Origin of the sequence: Halomonas sp. 113 (assembly GCF_904067645.1) — a bacterium.
GTDB classification, from domain to species: Bacteria; Pseudomonadota; Gammaproteobacteria; order Pseudomonadales; family Halomonadaceae; genus Vreelandella; species Vreelandella titanicae.
In genome coordinates, this window is sequence record NZ_LR881453.1 from 2582767 (window position 1) to 2601014 (window position 18248).

Here is an 18248-nt window from a genome sequence, read left to right on the forward strand (position 1 = left end):
GGAGAAACTACGTATGAGTAACCACTTACCTGATAGACGATAATCGATTATCTCAGCCGATAACCCACTCCAGTCAACGTCTCTATCCGCGCAGACTGGCTGCCAAGTTTGCGGCGCAAGGTGCGTACAATGGCATCAACCACATTGCTGCCTCCTTGATATCGGGTACCCCAGACATGCTGCAACAGCTCACGACGGGACACTGCCTTACCCTGGTGTTCGACCAAATAGCGCATGACACCGAACTCAAGGGGCGTCAGCGCAACGAAGCCTTCCGCCAACATCAGTTGCCGGGCTTCGACATCTAACAAGGCAGGATCACGCTTTATGCCCAGCTCGGCCGCGGCAAGCTCCGCCAGCCAGCCATCCACAGACGCCGGCCCGAAATCGAGCACCGCACTCGGATAGCAAACGCCATCCAGTTCCACCTCCCATCCGCCAAGGGCTTCAAACCCCAGCCGCTGCGCCACTTGCCGGTAAGCGCCAAGATCGGTCGCCGTAAGATAGACCCGCCGCAGCCCAGGGCGCAGCTCCATGTAACTACGCTTGAGATCCAGCCAGATAGCCGCCTGTATTTCACTGGGTGAATCGCCTTCCTTGAGACTTAGCCAGCGGCGACAAAATAACGCCACCTCGCCCGACCGCATAGGCGACTGTTCAAGATGGGAATACCACTGGGCGGTCACCGGGTCATTGAGCAACCAACTGGGTTCAACCTGGTCGGAGCGCAGTTTGCAATACAGTCCTTCTACTTCCCCGGTCACGCCGCGCACGATGGAAAACGCCTGGGGCATGCGCCGCCACCATTGCAGCAGAAGCTCGCTGGCCTGACGGCCATCACGGGCGCGGACAATCCCGGTAAGGGCTTCATCGTCTTGAGGCTGTGCCGCTTCCACGCTGTGAAGCGTCGTCACGGTGGGGAAAAATGCCTCACGCACCACGGGGTTTTCAATCAGGTAGAGCATGTCCGCCGTATAGCGCCAGAGATCGTCGCTGGCCGCGAATTGCGACTCGCTAACCAGTTGTCGCCAGGCCGACCGACGATAGTCCAGGTAGCGGCTAGGGTCGCTGGCATGCAGGGAGCGGGCAAGCGGATCACGCACGGCCTCATGAATAATCAGCCCGTCATGCATGCCATCCACAAAAGGCAACCTGCGCAGCCGCTCGTAGGCATCCTGGGGATCTAGTTCCGGAAACAATGCCTGTAACAGAGAGACCGTCACCCGGCGTAGCACCACGGCGCCCTCCAGCACATGTCGGCTCGCCGAATCTTCCACATCGGCAAGAAACATCCGACTCAGCTCATCAACCGCGTGCTGTAGCACCGTCTCTTGCGGCCACGAACGGGCGTGGTTTTCCCGGCTGGCGGTGGCCGCCAGTTTCAGCGCCAGCGGATGACCATGGGCGGCCCGGATCAGGGAGACCGCGTCTTCCTCTTGTATGCCATGCAAGTTAAGGAGCACTTGAGCCTCCGTCGGGCTCAACGGCTGTACCGGCACACTCTGAACCAGGCGCCCCCAGTCCGGCGCCGCAAACCAGACATCCAGAGGGCGTTGGCGACTGAAAAAGACGATGCGTACGTTATCCGGCAACAACGGGACAAATACCTGACGCAGCCAGGTATCGAGCAGCCTGAACACTTCGTAGGTATCCAGCGCAAGAAGAACTGTGGGGCTCAGCAGGCCCAATCGCTCCACCAGCGTATCCACCCCCGATCCGCCATCCCCAATGGCGACACCTAGCGCATGTAAAAATCCAGGTTCGGTGGGCTCTATGTGGCGACAGTCCAGTCGGATGACGCTAGCACCTGCGTCCTCCGCCTCGGCCGCCAATATGTCCAGCAGCGCCGTCTTACCAATGCCGGTAATACCGTAGACATGCGCCACCCGAGGCCCTGCCGTCGCAAGCACACCGCGAAGAGTATCAAGCTCATTAGTGCGGCCAACGAAACCCTGATAGGCCCGGTTGGTCGTCAAATCCGACGTCCATTGCCACATGGCTGGTTTCTCTACATGTCAGGCTTAGCTGATACCTGAGTTCAGCATAGCTACAAATACCACCCGACACAGTAGTTGCGCACCGAACGATGACACTCAGATGCAATTCTCACGTAATTCTCATCAGTTCCTCACATCCCGCGAGCGATTCAGCGCTATAACAAGAGATACCCAAAACAAATATCACAAAAGCTATCCAACGACGTTAGGAGGAGACGACATGAATCCCCAATGGAGCCTGAAAGGCGACTACCTCGAAAGCTGCAATTGCAAAGGTGCCTGCCCGTGTATCTTCCTCGGCAGCCCTACCGAGGGTGAATGTACCGCCCTGGTGGGCTGGCACATTACTCAAGGCCAGTTCGAGGCGGTGGATCTCGGCGATAGGAATGTGGCTATCGCCCTGCATTCCCCCGGCCCCATGGCCGAGGGCAACTGGAAAGTCGTGCTGTATATCGACCAGCGAGCAGACGAGGCCCAACAGGAAGCACTAAGTAGCATATTCGGCGGCCAGGCCGGTGGCCACCCGGCGCTGTTGGCCACCTTTATTGGCGAGGTACTCGCGGTAGAGCACCTTCCCATCCAGTTTGAAGTGGAAAAGGGGCGTCGACATTTGAAACTTGGCCAATCCGCCAACACGGAAATTACCGCTCTGGAAGGCCAGAACGGCGCTGAGGTGACCATTCATCATCACCCATTTGCGGTGGCGCCGGGCGAGTCTCTAGTGGTGGCCAAGTCGCAATCGTTGCTGCACCGCGCTTACGGTATCAACTTTGATCTCAGCGAACGCAGTGCATCTTATTCAACCTTCGCTTACAGCGGGTCTTGAGGGGGCATTGGCGATGGAACTGACGATGAGCACTCTCCATGCCCGGGAACGCTTACTGACCTGGTTAGCGCTGATAACCCTGTCAATACTGGCGTGGGGTTACCTGATTATGCATGGCATGCACGCGCAAATGCCAATGGACGGGGGAATGGCCAGCGCAAGCGACAACGGCATGAGTTTACTGGTCACGGTCACGCTGATGTGGAGCGTGATGATGGTGGCCATGATGCTACCCAGCGCTAGCCCCATGCTGCTTACTTTTCTGCGCATCCACCAGCAGCGCGAACGCGAGGCAGGTGCCAGCGCAGCCACCTGGGTTTTCATAGCAGGTTACCTTGCCGTGTGGCTGGCGTTTGCGGTGGCAGCCGCCATCATGCAATGGGCATTGCAGCAGAGTGCGCTGTTAAGCTCATCCATGGGCCACGTCACCCCACTGTTGGGAGGCGCCCTGCTGGTAACCGCAGGTGCTTTCCAGTTCAGTGATCTTAAACAGGCCTGCCTGAACAAGTGTCGTTCGCCCTTAAGCTTTCTGATGACCGAATGGCGCGAAGGCAACGGCGGAGCGCTGATCATGGGGCTCCGCCATGGCGCCTACTGCACCGGCTGCTGCTGGGCCTTGATGCTGCTGATGTTTGTCGGCGGCGTTATGAGCCTAGTTTGGATGGCGGGGCTAGCCCTTTATTTTCTAGCAGAGAAGCTACTCCCCCAAGCAGAACGGATTAGCCAAATCAGCGGGTTCCTGCTTGTTGGTGTAGGCGTCATTATTTTGCTGTCTGCTGCCTATTAAATCGTGCCTGGGATAATTACCTTGGCCTTTTGGTGGAGCCACTCCCGCAACGTTGGCAAAATAAAGGGCGCCTATATCAGTATCGGGATTATGGAGTACTCCTGACACTTATATACGCGCCCATAACTCAGCGTATTGCGCTATCGAACGTTAGACGTAAAAGTCCAGATCCTCTTGGGCTTTTAGCAGATCGCGCATCTTGATGGGATCGTCGCCAAAGAAGAAGATGAGCCCCCAATGAGTCCCGAAAGCAGACCGGTCAGGCACTGTCTCTTCTGCCGGTGCGACCAGTTCGTGTGACTCGAAGTACGGGTGATTAATCGTCTCTTCAGGCATTTCCAGCTTGCTGACAACACGACGGCGTGGGTATACACCAAAACAACCTGCGTAACCCTTCGCATCGACTACTTCGCGGGGGAAGAACGCCGCTACTTCTTCTTTCGTACTTTTCGGGTCGAACACCAACATTGACGCTTGATAGGCGTTAAAACCGTAGGCTTTTTCGATCAGCTCGAAAGCTTTGAAGCCGGGTGGGCGGTAGGCAACTTCGCCAAAGTACATCTCACCGTCAGCTGTCACGAAGTACTCGGGGTGAATCAAGCCGAACTGGATGTCGAAGGTTTTGATCAACAGCTCGATCTGTTTGGTGATCGCATTGCGCCAGCTCTCAAGCTCCTGGGTAGCAGGCACGAACACCGAGTAGCCTAACGTCACGTATTCTGAAATATTCAGGAACTGAATTTTGCCATCGTGTATCCAGGCTTCAACGGCAAACTCCCAGCCGCTCAAGTGACTCTCCATCAGCAGCGGATACTCTTCATCCGGAATGTTATCAATTTCTTCTAACGTGCGGATCATCCGGTGGCCAAGACAACCGGCTTTATCGAATGCTTTGACGTGTATCGGGTCATCCGGATCACCATCAAGCTTAAGCAGCGTTTGATTGACGCGCTTCATAAAGCGGACGATGTCTTCTTTTTCGTGCGCCTCTTCAAATATCCCAACGCGGATACCGCCAAGCTGGGCACGGCGCTTCATCAAGGCCTTATCACGAAATAGAATTGACTGACCAAACATGCGTGGGCTGTCGAGAAGCACGGAGTTGATGGCACCTGACCACTCAACGGTTTCTTCAAACAGTGGGATGGCGACGTCTACGCCTTCAGCCTTCAACTTTTCGGCAATCTCCATGGAACGATCATTCAAGCGAATAAAATCCCAGGAGATGAACGGTATATTGTTCGCGGCACAGAAATCCTCAGCCCATTCAGGAGCAACGACGATATAGCGACGGTCAAACTTTTGCGCCGCCTTAATCGCGTTAATACTCCATCCAAGTAAGGCAATGTAACCTTTGTTCGGATCTTTGGGTGTCTCGGTACCTTTCACCGAGTCCATTTCCGGATCACGCCAGGCCGCTACTGCTTCGGGTAATTGCTTTTCTGATGTTATCGACATTTGATGTCCTCCTTGCTGGTTAACCCAAATTGACTGGGCTGAAACTGGAGCGCACCAAGTGAGCCAAGCCGCAGTCAGTGGTGTTCAGAAACGATTGAGTAAGCCAGCATTAGGGTTTTTTTAGCGCACCCGTCGTAACTAAGCTAGTCGATACGGTTACAAATGGCAATTAAACTGTAAAACTTCTGTTAAATTTCTGTAGAAGTTATCTTGCTAAAAAGATGGGGATAATTTCTAAGAGAAAGGTTAAATAGCAGTTCACAGCCAGCCAATAGCCTGTAGTTACCCAGCTGGTGCTTAGCGACCTATCTCAGTTATTCTAAACACAATATTTGCGTTCCATGACTGAAGGATAGCCGTATCTATGTTGGGATTCCTGCAGGGATTTTCCTATGGCCTGTTTATGACCTGCCTGCCCTGGCTACTGGTCGGCCTCTTCAATCCTGGCTTGGCGCTTCCAGTGTCGACTACCAGTCGCCTCCAGGTAATCGCCCGCTATTGCCTAGTGGTTCCCTTCATCAGCATGCTGCTATGGCTGACCTCCCTGTGGGGTGGTTTCAGCCCCAGCCTGTTTGGCTGGTTGGCAGGCATCGTCGCCATTCCTGTAGCACTTCCTATCGAGCGAACGCTACGCGGCTGGCTGGCCCGCCGCCGCGTGCGTCGCCATGAGGCTCAACGAGAGGCCGCAGCACAGCAGCGCCGTGCCCAAGAGGAGCGCAACGCCTATGAAACGGGTGTGTCGGTGCTCGATCCCACAAGGCCACCCGTGGGAGCCGACGATCTAGTCTTGGCCATGTGCCGGGCCAAGCAGAACTTGCTCGATGTGCACCGTCCCGACTTGGCAATCCTGACAGACCGCCTCTACAGCCGCTACCGCCATGTGATGGACGTCCTGAGTGACCGATTCCATACTGGCGAGCTGGCCTTCGAGCGCTCGCAAGGCTTGGTCACTCAAGTCTGTTTCGGCGCGGTGGATACGTTGACGACCATGGCTTCCCAGGCACGTGGTGTGGTTAGCGTGGACGGTAATTACGTACGAGGCCGATTGGAGCGGGAGGGCAAACGATTAAGCGATGAAGAGCGTGCTGCCCTGGTGCGCCGCCTCGATTTGCTAGTGGAGACCGAGCACCGGCTGAACAAGCTCTCTGCCCGCATCGAATCCGCCTTGACCGTGCTTGACGATACCGCCGTTTCCATGGCGCGCATCGAGACGGCTCGCCCCCAGGCGTCGGTCACCACCGAAAAAGCGCTGGAAGATCTGCGCCGCTTCGTCGACGGGGCCGATCGTTATGCCCGCAAGGATTAAGCTAGCCGGTAGTGCTAACGTGCAGTTTTCACTCTGTTGTATTTAAACCGTTTTATTTCATCGCATTTTTAATAGCTTTAATAGCCCAGGAGATCTCTATGGCTCAGCAATCCGATGACAAACGTCGCCTCTCCCTGCCGCCGGTGGACGAGATCGCTGACCAGTTGGGAGCTAGTCGATTGGGTGCAAGTCAGGCTGAATCGGTAACCCCCGATGAGCTTGATATCGACCCTGAGCTTGAGGCGATGGCCGACCGCTTTGTCGAGGATATCCTCGCCGAAGGTGATGAGGAGTCAGTAGTTCGCCAGCGCCGTGCCGTGGATGAGATGGGCCTTGAACTGCAGCAGCAGGCTGCCCATCGCAGCGCCATGCTGCAAACACCGCTGCGTAAGTTGGCCCACCAGGGCGACGAAGGTGGGCCGGTCGCCAAGGCACTGACCGATCTGCGCGGGCGCATGGAAGGGCTCGACCCCGCTCGCCATCGCTTGGCGCCGACTACATTGGATCGCGTTCTGGCAGTCATTCCGGGTCTGGATAGCCGCTTGCAGCGCTACTTTCGCAAGTTCGAGAATACCCAGCAGGCGCTGGATGCGATCATTGAGGATCTGGAAAGTGGTCGCGACATGCTGCATCGTGACAACCTCACCCTGAACGATGACCAGCAGGCGTTAACTAAAATCCTTGGCGAGCTGAACCGCCAAATTGCGCTGGGCCGGATGATTGATCACCGCCTACAAGATGAAATAGCCGCTCGCGATGGCGATGATCCGCGGCGTCAATTTCTTGAGGAAGAGCTGCTCTTTCCTCTTCGCCAGCGCATTGTCGACCTACAGCAGCAACTGGCGGTAAGTCAGCAAGGTATACTGGCGCTAGAGGTGATCATCCGCAACAACCGGGAATTAATGCGCGGTGTGGACAGGGCCATTAACGTCACCGTCTCGGCGCTCACCGTTGCGGTCACGGTGGCCATGGCAATGGCTAATCAGCGCCTGGTGCTGGATCGCATCGAAGCCCTCAATACAACCACATCGCAGATGATTGGCGGCACTGCCAAGGCCCTGCGACAGCAAGGCGTGGACATCCAGAAGCGTGCCTCCTCCGCAATGCTCGACATGCAAGTGCTTGAGGAGGCTTTCAGCGAGGTGATGGGCGCCATCGACGATCTATCAAGCTATAGGCAAGAGGCCCTACCCCGCCTGGATGAGCAGATCGACCGCCTGGCAACCCTGGCAAAGCAGGGAAATGCGTCCATCGCGCGTCTTCAAGAAGGCAGCGAATCGCAACCACAAGAGGGCCGCGACTCCAGCTAACTGTTCAGGCTTTTTTAAGTGAAACGCATGGTTTGAACAAGGTTAGTTGAATAAGCTATTTGAAACGAGAAGAGGCATCCCGGAAGGCTTTACGCATCAACTCCCAAGAGTCTTCCATACCTTGGCGGACAGTCTCCCAGGCCGCTTCGCTGGCATGCTGAAGCTCATCAAGTCTTTGTTGAGTCTCCGCCTGGCGCTTCTTGAGTCGATCGATGTCCTCTTGGTACTTCACCCTCGCCTCGTCGCTCGCCTGGCGAGCCTTGGCAGTCAGCTTATCGATATCAGCATTCCACTCGTCGAGCCTGGCTTTCATTTCTTCAACGAATTCGTCACGCTGTCTCATTGTGATATCTCCCCTTCAGTAACGGGCTCCAGTTCGAAGCGGATATCCCCCTGTTTCCAATCCGAGTCATATGTCAGCCCTCTTAGCAGTTGGTATACCCTCGCTATGAATCACTCAGGCGAAACAGGGCTCTAGGACTCGCATCAAGAATGTGCTGGCGATCATCAGCATCTCTAACCCAGTCATTGAGCCATCCGTAAGTATCGTGGTAAGTGTGTTTATTCTCATGGCGCGTCCATGGCCAGTCACTGCCCCACACTAACCGATCACGTCCAAGATGATGCAACAATGCCTGGACATGCGGTCTGAGGTCAAACACAGGCGAACGATAGGGGGCTGAGAGCTTCACCCAGGTTCGTTCTGCCTGTCCTGACTCAAGCAGAAGACGACAGCCTGGGTCTTGCATAGGAACGTCGTCGACTGGCAGCCCAATATGATCAATGACTAACTTCACGCCATGCTCATGTAATGCTGGAAAAATTTCAGGTAACCGGTTCCCTTCCAGATGCAGCTCAAGATGCCAGTCCATAGCTTTAAGATTATCTAGAAAGTCTATCCATTGCGGATCCTTGAGGTTTGGCAATGCGCTGCGCCCCTCAATGAGATTCCATCGCACCCCTACAATACCTGCAGCATCAAGGGCGGCTATCTCCTCTAACGTCGTCTCCTTGGCTAGCTGAACGACCCCGCGATACGCATGATTAAGCCTGGAGAGAATTTCGAGCAGCTGCCGGTTGTCGTTTCCCAAAAAGCTCGGTTGCACCAGTACCCCGCCTCTTAATTTGCAGCTTTCTAGGTTTTCTTGCCAATTCAAAAGTGGTGCAGGACGGGATGGACTGTAGTTAGACCCGTTGGCCTCCTTAACAGCCCCGTAGACATGAGCATGACAATCAAAACCTAATTTCACTTTTGGCACCTCATTACGTTCTGACTGGGGATTTCGTATCCCTAAGTTGTTATACATAAGTCTAGTTCTCTAGAGAACTGGTTGACTGGAAGTATACACGGGTCTTCAATGACCTCAAGAAATCAAGATAACCACTGGGTGACCCTATGCAAGCCAAGTTCTCTGCTAATACGGACGGAAGATTACCCCTGTACGCCAAACTCCGTGATCAATTAGGCTCAAGGATCGCCAATGGTGAGTGGAAACCAGGCGACATGATTCCCTCGGAGAACCGTTTAGCCGAAGAGTATGGCGTTGCTTTAGCAACTATGCGGATGGCCCTGAAGCAGCTGGTTGATGAGGGGCTGCTGGATCGGCGGCGAGGTACCGGCACTTTCGTTAAGCAACCCGCCTTCCGAGCCGATCTGTTTCGTTTTTTCCATGTACATGATGTGGAAGATCCCGATGTACCCGTTATTCCGGAAAGTCGAATTCTCAGTCATCAGGAAGTCGCCCTTCCCGCCGACGTAAAGCAGGCCTTCGGCGAAGAATCAGTCAGCCACTGTATAAAGCTGGAACGTGTACGCCTTTGGTCAGGCGACCCACTGCTGTTTGAAGAAATTTATCTACGCTTACCCGATTTCAACGGGCTCATGTCGCTGAATCCAAAAGCGATGGGTCCTTTGTTGTATCCCGTATTTCTGGAGGAATTCGGGATTTTGATCTCGTCGGCAACCGACGAGCTGTCGTTCGGCACCGCCACTAAGGTCAGTGCAAAGCATCTAGAACTAGCCACTGGGGCACCGGTCGCCGCCATCCAACGCATTGCCCGTAATCCTGCAGGCAGAGTCATCGAGTTTCGACGAGTACACGGAAGGCCAGAGCGGTTCCGCTACCGTGTCACGCTCGGTGATCAACCTGCTTGAGATCGCATTAAATGCACACCTCATCACCCTGCATTTCAAAGAAAGGTAACTAACAATGAAAACATTACAGCTTACGTCTTTAGTTGCGCTATCAGCGTTTACCGCTATGCCTGTCATGGCTGACGACTATCCGAATCGTCCCATCGAAATAATCGTACCGGCACCAGCCGGCGGCGGCACTGACAACGTTGCGCGCATGCTCAATCAGTACCTGCAGGAAGAACTAGGAGAGTCACTTGCTGTGCTTAATGTCGCTGGTGGAGGTGGTGCTATTGGGGTCAACCAGATTGCCCGTGCCAAGCCCGATGGCTACACGCTGCTTTCTACCTGGAATAGTCCTATCACTACCGTACCGCACATGCAGCGTGTTCAGTACTCTTACGAGACATTGACCCCGATCACCAGCACTTCGCAGAGTGCCTACACCATGTGTGTAGCCCCCGACTTTCCAGCTGAAACAGGTGAGGAATTCCTTGCCGAGCTACAGAATAACCCCGGTCAATATACCTATGGCAATGACGGGGTCGGTGGAACCATGCGCTTGGCAGCAGAGCGTATCTTTGAAGCCTATGACATTGAGGCCCGCCCTATTCCTTTTGGCGGCGCTGGTGAGACCCTCCAAAACTTCCTGGGTGGACACGTGGATATCTACGGTGGCTCCATCACACCTGCACTTCCCTATGTAGAGGATGGAAAGGCGAAGTGCCTACTCGTGACCTCAGCCGACGATAACGAAGCACTCCCCCAGGCATCAAGCCTAGCAGCACTCGGTCATCCCGAACTGGAAACAGTGCTATGGCGCATGATGCTGGCACCAGAGGGTATGGATGAGCAGCGCGTTAACGTCATCGCCGATGCCGTAGCTAGCGCCGTCGAGCATCCTGAGTTCCAAGCGTTCCTGACATCTCAAGGCGAGACGCTGAATCTCGTACGAGGTGAAGAGCTCCGTGAGCGTCTGCATCAGGAAACCGTAGCGATTGGTGAGACACTCGAAAAGCTTGGGCTTAAGAAAAACTAATTAATGACTGAATGGACGGTAACTTGCTCATGAACTTCAGAGATATTATCTCTGGCATCGCCTTCCTCATCTTTGGCTGCACGGTGGTCTGGGTGGGGAGTGGCTTTGATGCCGGCGCCGCTTACGTGCCCATGGGAGTTGGCATTCTGATGTGTCTTTTCTCACTTCCTCTGATCGTTAAGGGCGTGGTGCAAACGCAGCAAAATGACGGTTTGAGCAGCGCCGCCGCCTTAATCGATCATCCGGGAAGGTTTATGGCGACAGTCGCCTGTTGCCTGATCTATTACCTAGCTATGCCAACCGTGGGGTTCTACTCCACTAGCACCCTTTTCATCATTCTGCTGGCTCTGGTACTAGGTGAAAGGCGCCCCATCGTGGTTTTAGGTATTACGGTGGGCTTCATCATCCTCTTATACGGGCTTTTTGCGATGGTGCTAAAACGACCCTTGCCCGTCGAATTTTTCCTGGTTTCCTAAATAGGGTTACACGATATGTTTGATTCCCTGTTCAACGCACTACCTGTGGCCTTGCAACTTGGCTCCGTAGTCAGCCTCTTCGTCGGCACCTTGGTGGGTATCTTGATCGGAGCCCTACCCGGGCTCAACCCGGTCATGGCAATCGCTCTCATGCTCCCGCTGACGTATGGGTTTGATCCAGTAATTGCTCTAGGGTTGGTAGCAGGTATCTACAACGGCTCAATGTACGGTGGAGCTATTCCCGCCATCTTACTAAAAATCCCAGGAACGCCAGCTGCAATCGCGACAACATTCGACGGTTACCCTATGACACGTAACGGCCAGGGCGGGCTGGCTCTCAAGACCGCGTGCTGGTCGTCCGCCATCGGCGGAATTATTAGCGCCATAGCGTTGATGACGCTAGCCCCCCTTTTGGCACAGGTCACGCTTGCCTTTGGGCCGACTGAGTATTTCTGGGTGGCCGTTTTCGGACTTGTAAGCATCGCCGTATTGGTGGGCAGTGATATCAGCAAAGGCATGCTCAGCGCCCTGTTGGGCGTTATCATCGGCCTTGTAGGCGTTGACACAATCAGTGGAGCGGAACGCTATACGTTCGATTCGCTTTATTTAAGTGGGGGGTTCGACCTGATCATTGTACTCATCGGCCTCTACGCGATACCGCCAATACTGGAGATGGCGGAGAAAAGCAACGCGACTTACTATGATGCAGGAAGCTTCAAGGTTGATGCTAGCGGCAACGCATTCGGTCTGATACGTCAGCACTGGCGCACTTGGACTCGCTCGTCGCTGATCGGCGTTAGTGTAGGTATCTTGCCAGGTGCCGGTGGCAATTTGGCAGCATTGCTGAGTTATAACGAAGCAAAGCGCAAGTCCACGAACCCCGAATCTTTCGGCACGGGCAATCCTGTGGGGGTTGCAGCAGCTGAATCAGGTAACAGTGCCGACAATGCTTCTGCAATGATTCCATCCCTAACGTTAGGGATTCCTGGCAATTTGGTTGCTGCCTTAGTGCTCGGCGCGCTTATGATTCATGGACTTCAGCCCGGCCCACAACTGTTTACGAAGTCGCCTGATGTGGTCTTCGGTTTCATGTGGCAAATGCTGTTTACTGCGATGCTACTCCTGTTACTAGGAGGCATGGTGGCCACCCGCCTATTCGCTCAGGTCTTGCGCATGCCCACCGCACTCTTGGTACCAACGACGTTGGTGCTCATGGCCGTGGGTGTTTATACCGTCAAAGGGAACATGACAGACCTCTATGTAATGCTAGCCTTTGGGTTGCTCGGTTATTTACTCCATCGACTAGCCTTCCCGCTTGCACCAGTAGTGCTGGGAGTACTGTTAGGTCCAATGGCGGAACAAAACTTACGTTTGGCAATGCTGATTTCCCAGGATAACTGGGGATCTCTATTTACTCGCCCTATTTCGCAGGGAATCATCGCACTACTGTTGATGGTGTTATCCACCCAGGCCTGGAAAATACTAAAAAAAGGGCGTCAGAATTAACAACGCTATGAAAGTAATCCCACAGATTTATTGACGAAGGTTGTGCATGGCAGTCAGGCAGCATTCCTGCCTGGCTGCTCTGTAACAGCCAGAAGCGGTCATGGATTTACTGCATATTCAAAGACAGCATTAACTAGCTAACAGCTTCGACATCGATAGGGCCACAACTTAAGGATTGAGTTGCCAAAAGTGTGCACATTTTTGCGGCAAGCGTGGAAGGGGTCACGGATACGGCCTTCATGGATCAATGCAAGCGCTTTGCATTGTCGAATCAGGTGGATAGCACCGAGATCCTGACTAGCAGGTGTGAAGTCAGGCAAGCCGAAACACTCGGCTAAATCATCCCAAGTGCGCATCAAGAACTGGTACCGACCCGCTGCGCTGGAGTGGATCTCATAAGCAGGAAGCCAAACAAGCTGGCGCGGGTGATCGTCGTAGCTGTTGAACGTCTTGCCGCCGACAATCACATTGAAGCCGTCCTGATTACCAAAACGCGGCGTACCTTCGGCAAATGCCAACGTATCGAGGAAAGCGGCCACGTTGCCGGCGCGTGTATCCTTTGGCGGTGCTGGCTCCACGCGCAGCAGTTCCGCCTAGTCATACCAATGGGCAGACGAGAGAGCAGGCATGATGACCTCAGGAAAAGAGAAGTCCCAGCATGTGGGATAAAGTGCACCAGGTGGCAACGCAAGGAGAAAGCAAGAAAAACCGCCGACTAGTAAGTACCAATCTAAAAGTATGCGGATATGCTACTTACTAGATGTTGAAATTAGCGCCCATAAGGAACCTATGATATAAAATCACCCTTACTAAAATCGAGAATAGAGGAAGCAATGCAGTTTAAAAAATTTAAATGCAGGACTCCTGAGCGAAGAGTCGAATTGGTTAAGAAGTATGACATTAAACCGGTTTTTTATAGCAGCATTATCCCTGGCCAGGAAAAACTTAGCTGTACTAGTGACCCTCTAACTGACAGGTACTTTCTGTTCTCATATAAAGAAATAGGAGGCACTTTTAGTGACACATTTTACTGTGGAAAAGTTGCAGCAGAGCATTTTCTAGAACTAACCCGTACCAAGCGCCCACCACATTTCAATCCTCTCAAAGCAATCCAAAGCTCTACCTCTCCAGAAGACCGAGGAGAAACTGACGGTGATGTTAGCAACAAGAAACCACTGCACCCTGCTTCACGCCAGCTGCTGGACGCTATTAAGTTTGTAATTGTATGTTGGGATTCACCACCCGGCATTCCTCTAACTTCCGTAAAAGAAAAAGTCGAGAAATATGGCCACAACGCTCCCTATCCTGGCGAAGTAAAGGCAGTTAATACTGTCATTCAGCATGGAAAAAACTCTCTTCCAGCTATGCTCCAAGCATTTCGTAATAAAGGCCACGCTGTACGAGACTTTAAGTTCGATCTTATCAATACGATTCTGAAAGACAATTATCCTAGCGAGCCGTCTTTCTTGGAATAAAAAACTTCCTTTATTAAACTTCAAGCTAGTTACAGAATACTTACTGTAAAGCGAAGAGCGGCGAGGGGATGCTTAAAGCATACAGTGAAAAAGATATTTAACGCAAAAGTCCCGCCGGACGACCGGCAGGGCTTTACGGTGTGTGGCGACTAGCGTCTTTTAGCCCCAGCCTAGAAACACAGTAGAACAGTCGTGGAGTTAATACAACATGCGGTATTTAATTAAATAACGCACCTTGTTGCACGCCTCCAAACTGATTACTCGATTGTTGAGCGTGCAGAGCCCCTCGATTCCTATGCCGTACTAGCTCTAAGTTGGGCAATAGCGGCTTGCTCTTTATTCTCGCTTTCGATAACAGCAAGAGACTCTCGATACTCCCAAGCATCGGCCTTCATCGTCCAATGAACTTCGGCTTGCTGGCTATCCACAACTTCGCGCACCTGGGTAAGCGGAACATTGAAGAACTCTTTACGCGCGTTAAGGCGATTCACCTGGTGGGCCGCAAAGTGCTTATGAAGCTCCCGCTCAAGCGTAGGTGCATCCTCAGAGAAGATCATAGCATGCACATCAAAAGAGAAAGGAACGCTTGCATCACCCAGTTCACGCACACGGTCAAGCGGCTCTAAGCGCCGAGTCATACCTATTTTGAAAACGCTTTCTCCGAAAGAGCCTACATTAGAGATAATGTACACATGGCCGCGCCTCGTCTGTTGAGCCATCGAGATAGCACGCTGCTCTTTAGATTCAGCAGCTTCTAGCTGCATTTCAAGTTCTGCAAGGCGGGCTTCATACTGTGAACGCTCAGCATCAGAAGCATTTTCAAGTTGTTTACGCGCCTCGGCCATTGCCTTAGCCAGCATGCGCTCTTCTTTTTCAGCCTCCTTAATGGCTTTTTCAAAATCCCTACGCGCTTTTTCTTCTTCACGCATTTGCTCTCGAATGGCACGCTGCTCTTCTAGTTCAATCCGCCGTAGTTCCATAACAGCGACAGCCCATTTCAACTCCTCAAGTCTAGCTTGTAGGTAGAGATCGGTTATACGAGCGTCTTTAAAAGGTTTTCCGTTGTGATTCACTAATGCAAAAGCATCCATTATCCCCTGCCGAAGCTTTCCGTAATTGTCATGCTTCACCTTGGAAAGTATTGAATCTACTTTCCCATTAAAGGCATCGACAGCAAAATGAATGGCGTACTCGCGGCGGATACGCTCAACATAGTCACAGTCCCCAGCGCGGCCATTTTTCGCCATGTCTGCACTTTGTTTGCGAACCTGCTTCAGCCGCTGCCCAGCCTCTTTGTGAGAAAAATCTTCTGCCAGATCATCAAGCAGGCTGGCATTAGGCACTATATAGTCGTCGTGATAGCCCTCGATGATATTCTTCATGGCCTGAGCCGTGCGTTCATAAAGCTTCGCGTTCTCTACTGCTTTAAGTGCATTACCGGCGGTTTCCTCAGCCTGCTTACGAGCATTTGCAATAATTTCGTCAGCACGATCATGCGCTCCTGAAAGCACTTCCTGAGCCTTACCGTCAGCACTCTTAGCCCGCTCACGTATCGCTTTTGCTTCTTCCCGTGCCTCAGCGATTATCTTGTCTGACTGTTCGCCCGCTCTTCTTCGCGTACTTACAGCATCAAAATCTGCTTTCTCACGAGCACTTCGTGATTCACTCAGGAGCCGTTTACACTCGTCGTCTGATACCTGCCACAATCGACCTGCTTCTTTTTTGGCATCAAGAATCAGTCTTATGGCTTCCGCTTCAGCATCTTCAATAGCTTGGTATTTTTGTAGGCTTTCAGCCTTCTCCCTCAGGCTGGATATTTCCTCATCCTTAGTGGCTAGCGTTTTCTCCAAACTGGCAATAGCTTTATTTTTTTTCTTATTTTTCAGTGAGGCCACCCCAAAAAGTGGCCAACCTAAAAGAGCCAGAAGAAGCAGCGTAATAGCAATTATTAATCCAACGTTCATCAATTGTTCCCCTGTTTTTATATCATTATGCAGGGTTAAGATTAACTAAGATGGAGGGAGTTTGCTATTTACTTAACCTTTTCGCCTGACCGACCGCCCCAACGGCTCTAATAGTTACGCAATTTATAGCTGTGCTAGCAAAAGAAGCTCGACCCTAGTCTGCTTAGCAGCATCCTTCACCGCCTGACCGTTCTTATAGATCGGCACGCTCTTATGCTCATTGCGCGAACGCCTGTACGTCCCTTTCTCAGTGACCTGCGCCACCTCAACCTGCTTGATCTCTGCCATTGTGGATAGCGACCCCATTTGCAGCATCCGCGAATAGATCGGCAGATGCTGGGCAATGAAATCATAGCTTTTTGCCCATAGTGCCCTGCTGCGAGGACATCGGGTAAAGCTTGGCAGCACGAATCAGCACCACTAAGCGAGTGCGTGGGCGCAAGCGAGCTGCCTCAAGCCACGCTTTGGCAAATTCGTGACCAGAATGAATACGTATACCGCGATCATAGGTAATCGCCAGAGGGTCGGCCGCGGCTGTTCCTCCACCAGTTTGGCCGCAGAGCTAAAAGGTTGATACCCAGGATTTTCATGGGCGTACCAGGTGCGCCGCTCTACTTCCATATCGAGCACACGGTTAACAAATATCCGTGCCGCCTCCGGATCGTGGCCTTCATGTGATTCTCTTGCGATCTCACGCAGCCTAGCCATTGGCATTCGCTCAAACATATCGCGCATCGTGCTTCCCTTTTTCTTAACTGCCATGGCCTTCACCCCTTCCTCCACTCGGTACCACTGTCCAGCGCCAGCCGTTCGCCGACTATTTGCGTGCGGGGCCAACTGGCGTATTCCCTAAGCACTGCCTTGGCCTCCTCGAGCCCCAGCGCCAGCACAGCGCAATAACCTTCGTACTCGCTATCTTCCAGCCACTTAAATTGGCTATCGGCTAACGGCGCATCCTTGGGCGGGGGGCCTTGAACTCCAGGTACAGGCCAAACCAACCGCCGCGAGCCTGACGAACGGGGAGATCGCTAACACCTGCCTTCACGCCCTGGCGTTTGAGGTCGCTCGCGGTTTTCTTATTGCGGTGGCCGCCGTTGGGCACATGGAAGGTGGCATCAAACAACTCACCTACCGGATGACCGCGCATCTTCTCGCCATACAGTCAACGGATCAGAACGGTTTGCTCCTGCCCTTCCCAATCAACAGGCTTTGCCCGGGGCGCGCCGCTTTTGGTCAGCGCTCGAGGACGGCGTAGCTTTTTGGAAGTGGTTTGCTAGCGCCAGCTCATGCCAACACCTCCCGGGCATTGATCAACATCAACCGGCCCGTATGAAAAGCACCCGTGTCGATATAGAACACATTGCCCAGCCAAGTACGTTGCTCAACAATGGTGTGCCCGACCACTACAGCATCGATGCCGACCACTGGCGTCGTGTCCCTTCTCTTTATACGAGTCCGGCCCCATATCATTTCCACTTTTCCTACATCATCCGCCATCTCAACCTGCGACCAGTCCGCAGGCGGCTCGGCATGAACGATGCCAATCTGCTGCCCCAAAACATCTATCTGGCGGGCGTAAGGCAGATACTTCAGCGCCTCACGAAGAATTTGCCGGACTTCGATCATATTCTCAGTTATCGCCCAGGTGCCTCCGTTGATCATCCAAAGGTCTTCCGCCTCTCCACCATGCTCAAGCGCATCTATGGCCAACATCTCGTGATTGCCACGCACGCCAAAAAACCAAGGCTCAAAGGCTAGCGACAAGCACTCGAAAGAATCCATCCCCCGGTCGATCAAGTCACCTATACAAAACAACCGATCCTTTGACTTATCGAAGTCAACGCGCGCCATGGACTCAAGCAGCAGGTCGTACTGCCCATGAATGTCACCAACGATAAAATCTCTTCCATTCATGTTCTGGCCGTGCTTTTGAATCAAGCTCATAGCCTTAGCTCCTGATTGAGTTTCCA

At 53.1% G+C, this 18248-nt stretch carries 18 protein-coding genes; 9 read left to right on the forward strand and 9 right to left on the reverse strand.

The window, feature by feature from the left end; genetic code table 11:
* Positions 1-47: 47 nt before the first annotated feature.
* The gene (locus YERSI8AC_RS12110; RefSeq protein ID WP_159176802.1) at positions 48-1997 is read right to left on the reverse strand and encodes a winged helix-turn-helix domain-containing protein; all 1950 of its coding nucleotides are present in this window, start codon (positions 1995-1997) and stop codon (positions 48-50) included.
* A gap of 220 nt (positions 1998-2217) precedes the next feature.
* Here YERSI8AC_RS12110 and YERSI8AC_RS12115 point away from each other — a divergent pair, with 220 nt between their 5' ends.
* Positions 2218-2823, forward strand: coding sequence for a DUF1326 domain-containing protein (locus YERSI8AC_RS12115; RefSeq protein ID WP_159176803.1), 606 nt, complete (start codon positions 2218-2220; stop codon positions 2821-2823).
* A gap of 25 nt (positions 2824-2848) precedes the next feature.
* Positions 2849-3610, forward strand: coding sequence for a DUF2182 domain-containing protein (locus tag YERSI8AC_RS12120; RefSeq protein WP_157831344.1), 762 nt, complete (start codon positions 2849-2851; stop codon positions 3608-3610).
* Between the two features lie 150 nt (positions 3611-3760).
* On the opposite strand, the gene YERSI8AC_RS12125 is transcribed toward YERSI8AC_RS12120, so the two are convergent.
* Positions 3761-5068, reverse strand: a complete 1308-nt coding sequence (locus tag YERSI8AC_RS12125; protein WP_009287860.1) for an ATP-grasp domain-containing protein — start codon at positions 5066-5068, stop codon at positions 3761-3763.
* Positions 5069-5432: 364 nt separating this feature from the next.
* Between YERSI8AC_RS12125 and YERSI8AC_RS12130 the strand changes: the two genes are divergently transcribed.
* Together YERSI8AC_RS12130 and YERSI8AC_RS12135 are read left to right on the forward strand one after the other, a co-directional pair.
* Positions 5433-6374, forward strand: a complete 942-nt coding sequence (locus tag YERSI8AC_RS12130) for a cobyrinic acid a,c-diamide synthase (RefSeq protein WP_159176804.1) — start codon at positions 5433-5435, stop codon at positions 6372-6374.
* A 98-nt stretch (positions 6375-6472) separates the two neighbouring features.
* The gene (locus tag YERSI8AC_RS12135; protein WP_138801611.1) at positions 6473-7684 is read left to right on the forward strand and encodes a toxic anion resistance protein; all 1212 of its coding nucleotides are present in this window, start codon (positions 6473-6475) and stop codon (positions 7682-7684) included.
* Positions 7685-7739: 55 nt separating this feature from the next.
* Here the strand turns inward: YERSI8AC_RS12135 and YERSI8AC_RS12140 are convergent, their stop codons facing one another.
* A complete protein-coding gene (locus YERSI8AC_RS12140) occupies positions 7740-8027 on the reverse strand; it encodes a hypothetical protein (RefSeq protein WP_022523436.1) in 288 nt (95 codons plus the stop codon).
* 103 nt (positions 8028-8130) lie between these two features.
* Entirely contained in the window at positions 8131-8991 is an 861-nt protein-coding gene (locus YERSI8AC_RS12145; protein ID WP_159176805.1) for an amidohydrolase family protein, read from the reverse strand.
* Positions 8992-9080: 89 nt separating this feature from the next.
* On the opposite strand from YERSI8AC_RS12145, the gene YERSI8AC_RS12150 reads away from it, so the two are divergent.
* Genes YERSI8AC_RS12150 through YERSI8AC_RS12165 form a run of 4 tightly spaced genes read left to right on the forward strand, consistent with a single transcriptional unit; the run spans position 9081 to position 12839 of the window.
* The gene (locus YERSI8AC_RS12150; RefSeq protein WP_159176806.1) at positions 9081-9839 is read left to right on the forward strand and encodes a GntR family transcriptional regulator; all 759 of its coding nucleotides are present in this window, start codon (positions 9081-9083) and stop codon (positions 9837-9839) included.
* A 55-nt stretch (positions 9840-9894) separates the two neighbouring features.
* Positions 9895-10857, forward strand: coding sequence for a Bug family tripartite tricarboxylate transporter substrate binding protein (locus YERSI8AC_RS12155; protein ID WP_159176807.1), 963 nt, complete (start codon positions 9895-9897; stop codon positions 10855-10857).
* A gap of 29 nt (positions 10858-10886) precedes the next feature.
* Entirely contained in the window at positions 10887-11333 is a 447-nt protein-coding gene (locus YERSI8AC_RS12160) for a tripartite tricarboxylate transporter TctB family protein (protein ID WP_236557293.1), read from the forward strand.
* Positions 11334-11348: 15 nt separating this feature from the next.
* Complete coding sequence (locus YERSI8AC_RS12165; RefSeq protein WP_159176808.1) at positions 11349-12839, forward strand: tripartite tricarboxylate transporter permease; 1491 nt, start codon at positions 11349-11351, stop codon at positions 12837-12839.
* 137 nt (positions 12840-12976) lie between these two features.
* Here YERSI8AC_RS12165 and YERSI8AC_RS12170 read toward each other — a convergent pair whose 3' ends face one another.
* Complete coding sequence (locus YERSI8AC_RS12170; protein WP_159176809.1) at positions 12977-13417, reverse strand: glycoside hydrolase family 24 protein; 441 nt, start codon at positions 13415-13417, stop codon at positions 12977-12979.
* Between the two features lie 255 nt (positions 13418-13672).
* Between YERSI8AC_RS12170 and YERSI8AC_RS12175 the strand changes: the two genes are divergently transcribed.
* A complete protein-coding gene (locus YERSI8AC_RS12175; protein ID WP_159176810.1) occupies positions 13673-14314 on the forward strand; it encodes a hypothetical protein in 642 nt (213 codons plus the stop codon).
* 293 nt (positions 14315-14607) lie between these two features.
* Here the strand turns inward: YERSI8AC_RS12175 and YERSI8AC_RS12180 are convergent, their stop codons facing one another.
* From YERSI8AC_RS12180 to YERSI8AC_RS12195, 4 genes are all read right to left on the reverse strand, one after another.
* Positions 14608-16278, reverse strand: a complete 1671-nt coding sequence (locus YERSI8AC_RS12180; RefSeq protein ID WP_159176811.1) for a DUF4041 domain-containing protein — start codon at positions 16276-16278, stop codon at positions 14608-14610.
* A 420-nt stretch (positions 16279-16698) separates the two neighbouring features.
* The gene (locus YERSI8AC_RS12185) at positions 16699-17040 is read right to left on the reverse strand and encodes a hypothetical protein (protein ID WP_159176812.1); all 342 of its coding nucleotides are present in this window, start codon (positions 17038-17040) and stop codon (positions 16699-16701) included.
* A gap of 181 nt (positions 17041-17221) precedes the next feature.
* Positions 17222-17425, reverse strand: a complete 204-nt coding sequence (locus YERSI8AC_RS12190) for a hypothetical protein (RefSeq protein WP_236557294.1) — start codon at positions 17423-17425, stop codon at positions 17222-17224.
* Between the two features lie 137 nt (positions 17426-17562).
* The gene (locus YERSI8AC_RS12195) at positions 17563-18222 is read right to left on the reverse strand and encodes a metallophosphoesterase (protein WP_236557295.1); all 660 of its coding nucleotides are present in this window, start codon (positions 18220-18222) and stop codon (positions 17563-17565) included.
* Positions 18223-18248 lie beyond the last annotated feature (26 nt).

Excerpts from the sequence above, each read along its gene's own strand:
- YERSI8AC_RS12110 (WP_159176802.1), bottom strand. The coding sequence starts at position 1,997 with ATGTGGCAATGGACGTCGGATTTGACGACCAACCGGGCCTATCAGGGT.
- YERSI8AC_RS12115 (WP_159176803.1), top strand. The coding sequence starts at position 2,218 with ATGAATCCCCAATGGAGCCTGAAAGGCGACTACCTCGAAAGCTGCAAT.
- YERSI8AC_RS12120 (WP_157831344.1), top strand. The coding sequence starts at position 2,849 with ATGAGCACTCTCCATGCCCGGGAACGCTTACTGACCTGGTTAGCGCTG.
- YERSI8AC_RS12125 (WP_009287860.1), bottom strand. The coding sequence starts at position 5,068 with ATGTCGATAACATCAGAAAAGCAATTACCCGAAGCAGTAGCGGCCTGG.
- YERSI8AC_RS12130 (WP_159176804.1), top strand. The coding sequence starts at position 5,433 with ATGTTGGGATTCCTGCAGGGATTTTCCTATGGCCTGTTTATGACCTGC.
- YERSI8AC_RS12135 (WP_138801611.1), top strand. The coding sequence starts at position 6,473 with ATGGCTCAGCAATCCGATGACAAACGTCGCCTCTCCCTGCCGCCGGTG.
- YERSI8AC_RS12140 (WP_022523436.1), bottom strand. The coding sequence starts at position 8,027 with ATGAGACAGCGTGACGAATTCGTTGAAGAAATGAAAGCCAGGCTCGAC.
- YERSI8AC_RS12145 (WP_159176805.1), bottom strand. The coding sequence starts at position 8,991 with ATGTATAACAACTTAGGGATACGAAATCCCCAGTCAGAACGTAATGAG.
- YERSI8AC_RS12150 (WP_159176806.1), top strand. The coding sequence starts at position 9,081 with ATGCAAGCCAAGTTCTCTGCTAATACGGACGGAAGATTACCCCTGTAC.
- YERSI8AC_RS12155 (WP_159176807.1), top strand. The coding sequence starts at position 9,895 with ATGAAAACATTACAGCTTACGTCTTTAGTTGCGCTATCAGCGTTTACC.
- YERSI8AC_RS12160 (WP_236557293.1), top strand. The coding sequence starts at position 10,887 with ATGAACTTCAGAGATATTATCTCTGGCATCGCCTTCCTCATCTTTGGC.
- YERSI8AC_RS12165 (WP_159176808.1), top strand. The coding sequence starts at position 11,349 with ATGTTTGATTCCCTGTTCAACGCACTACCTGTGGCCTTGCAACTTGGC.
- YERSI8AC_RS12175 (WP_159176810.1), top strand. The coding sequence starts at position 13,673 with ATGCAGTTTAAAAAATTTAAATGCAGGACTCCTGAGCGAAGAGTCGAA.
- YERSI8AC_RS12180 (WP_159176811.1), bottom strand. The coding sequence starts at position 16,278 with ATGAACGTTGGATTAATAATTGCTATTACGCTGCTTCTTCTGGCTCTT.
- YERSI8AC_RS12185 (WP_159176812.1), bottom strand. The coding sequence starts at position 17,040 with ATGGCAGTTAAGAAAAAGGGAAGCACGATGCGCGATATGTTTGAGCGA.
- YERSI8AC_RS12190 (WP_236557294.1), bottom strand. The coding sequence starts at position 17,425 with ATGCGCGGTCATCCGGTAGGTGAGTTGTTTGATGCCACCTTCCATGTG.
- YERSI8AC_RS12195 (WP_236557295.1), bottom strand. The coding sequence starts at position 18,222 with ATGAGCTTGATTCAAAAGCACGGCCAGAACATGAATGGAAGAGATTTT.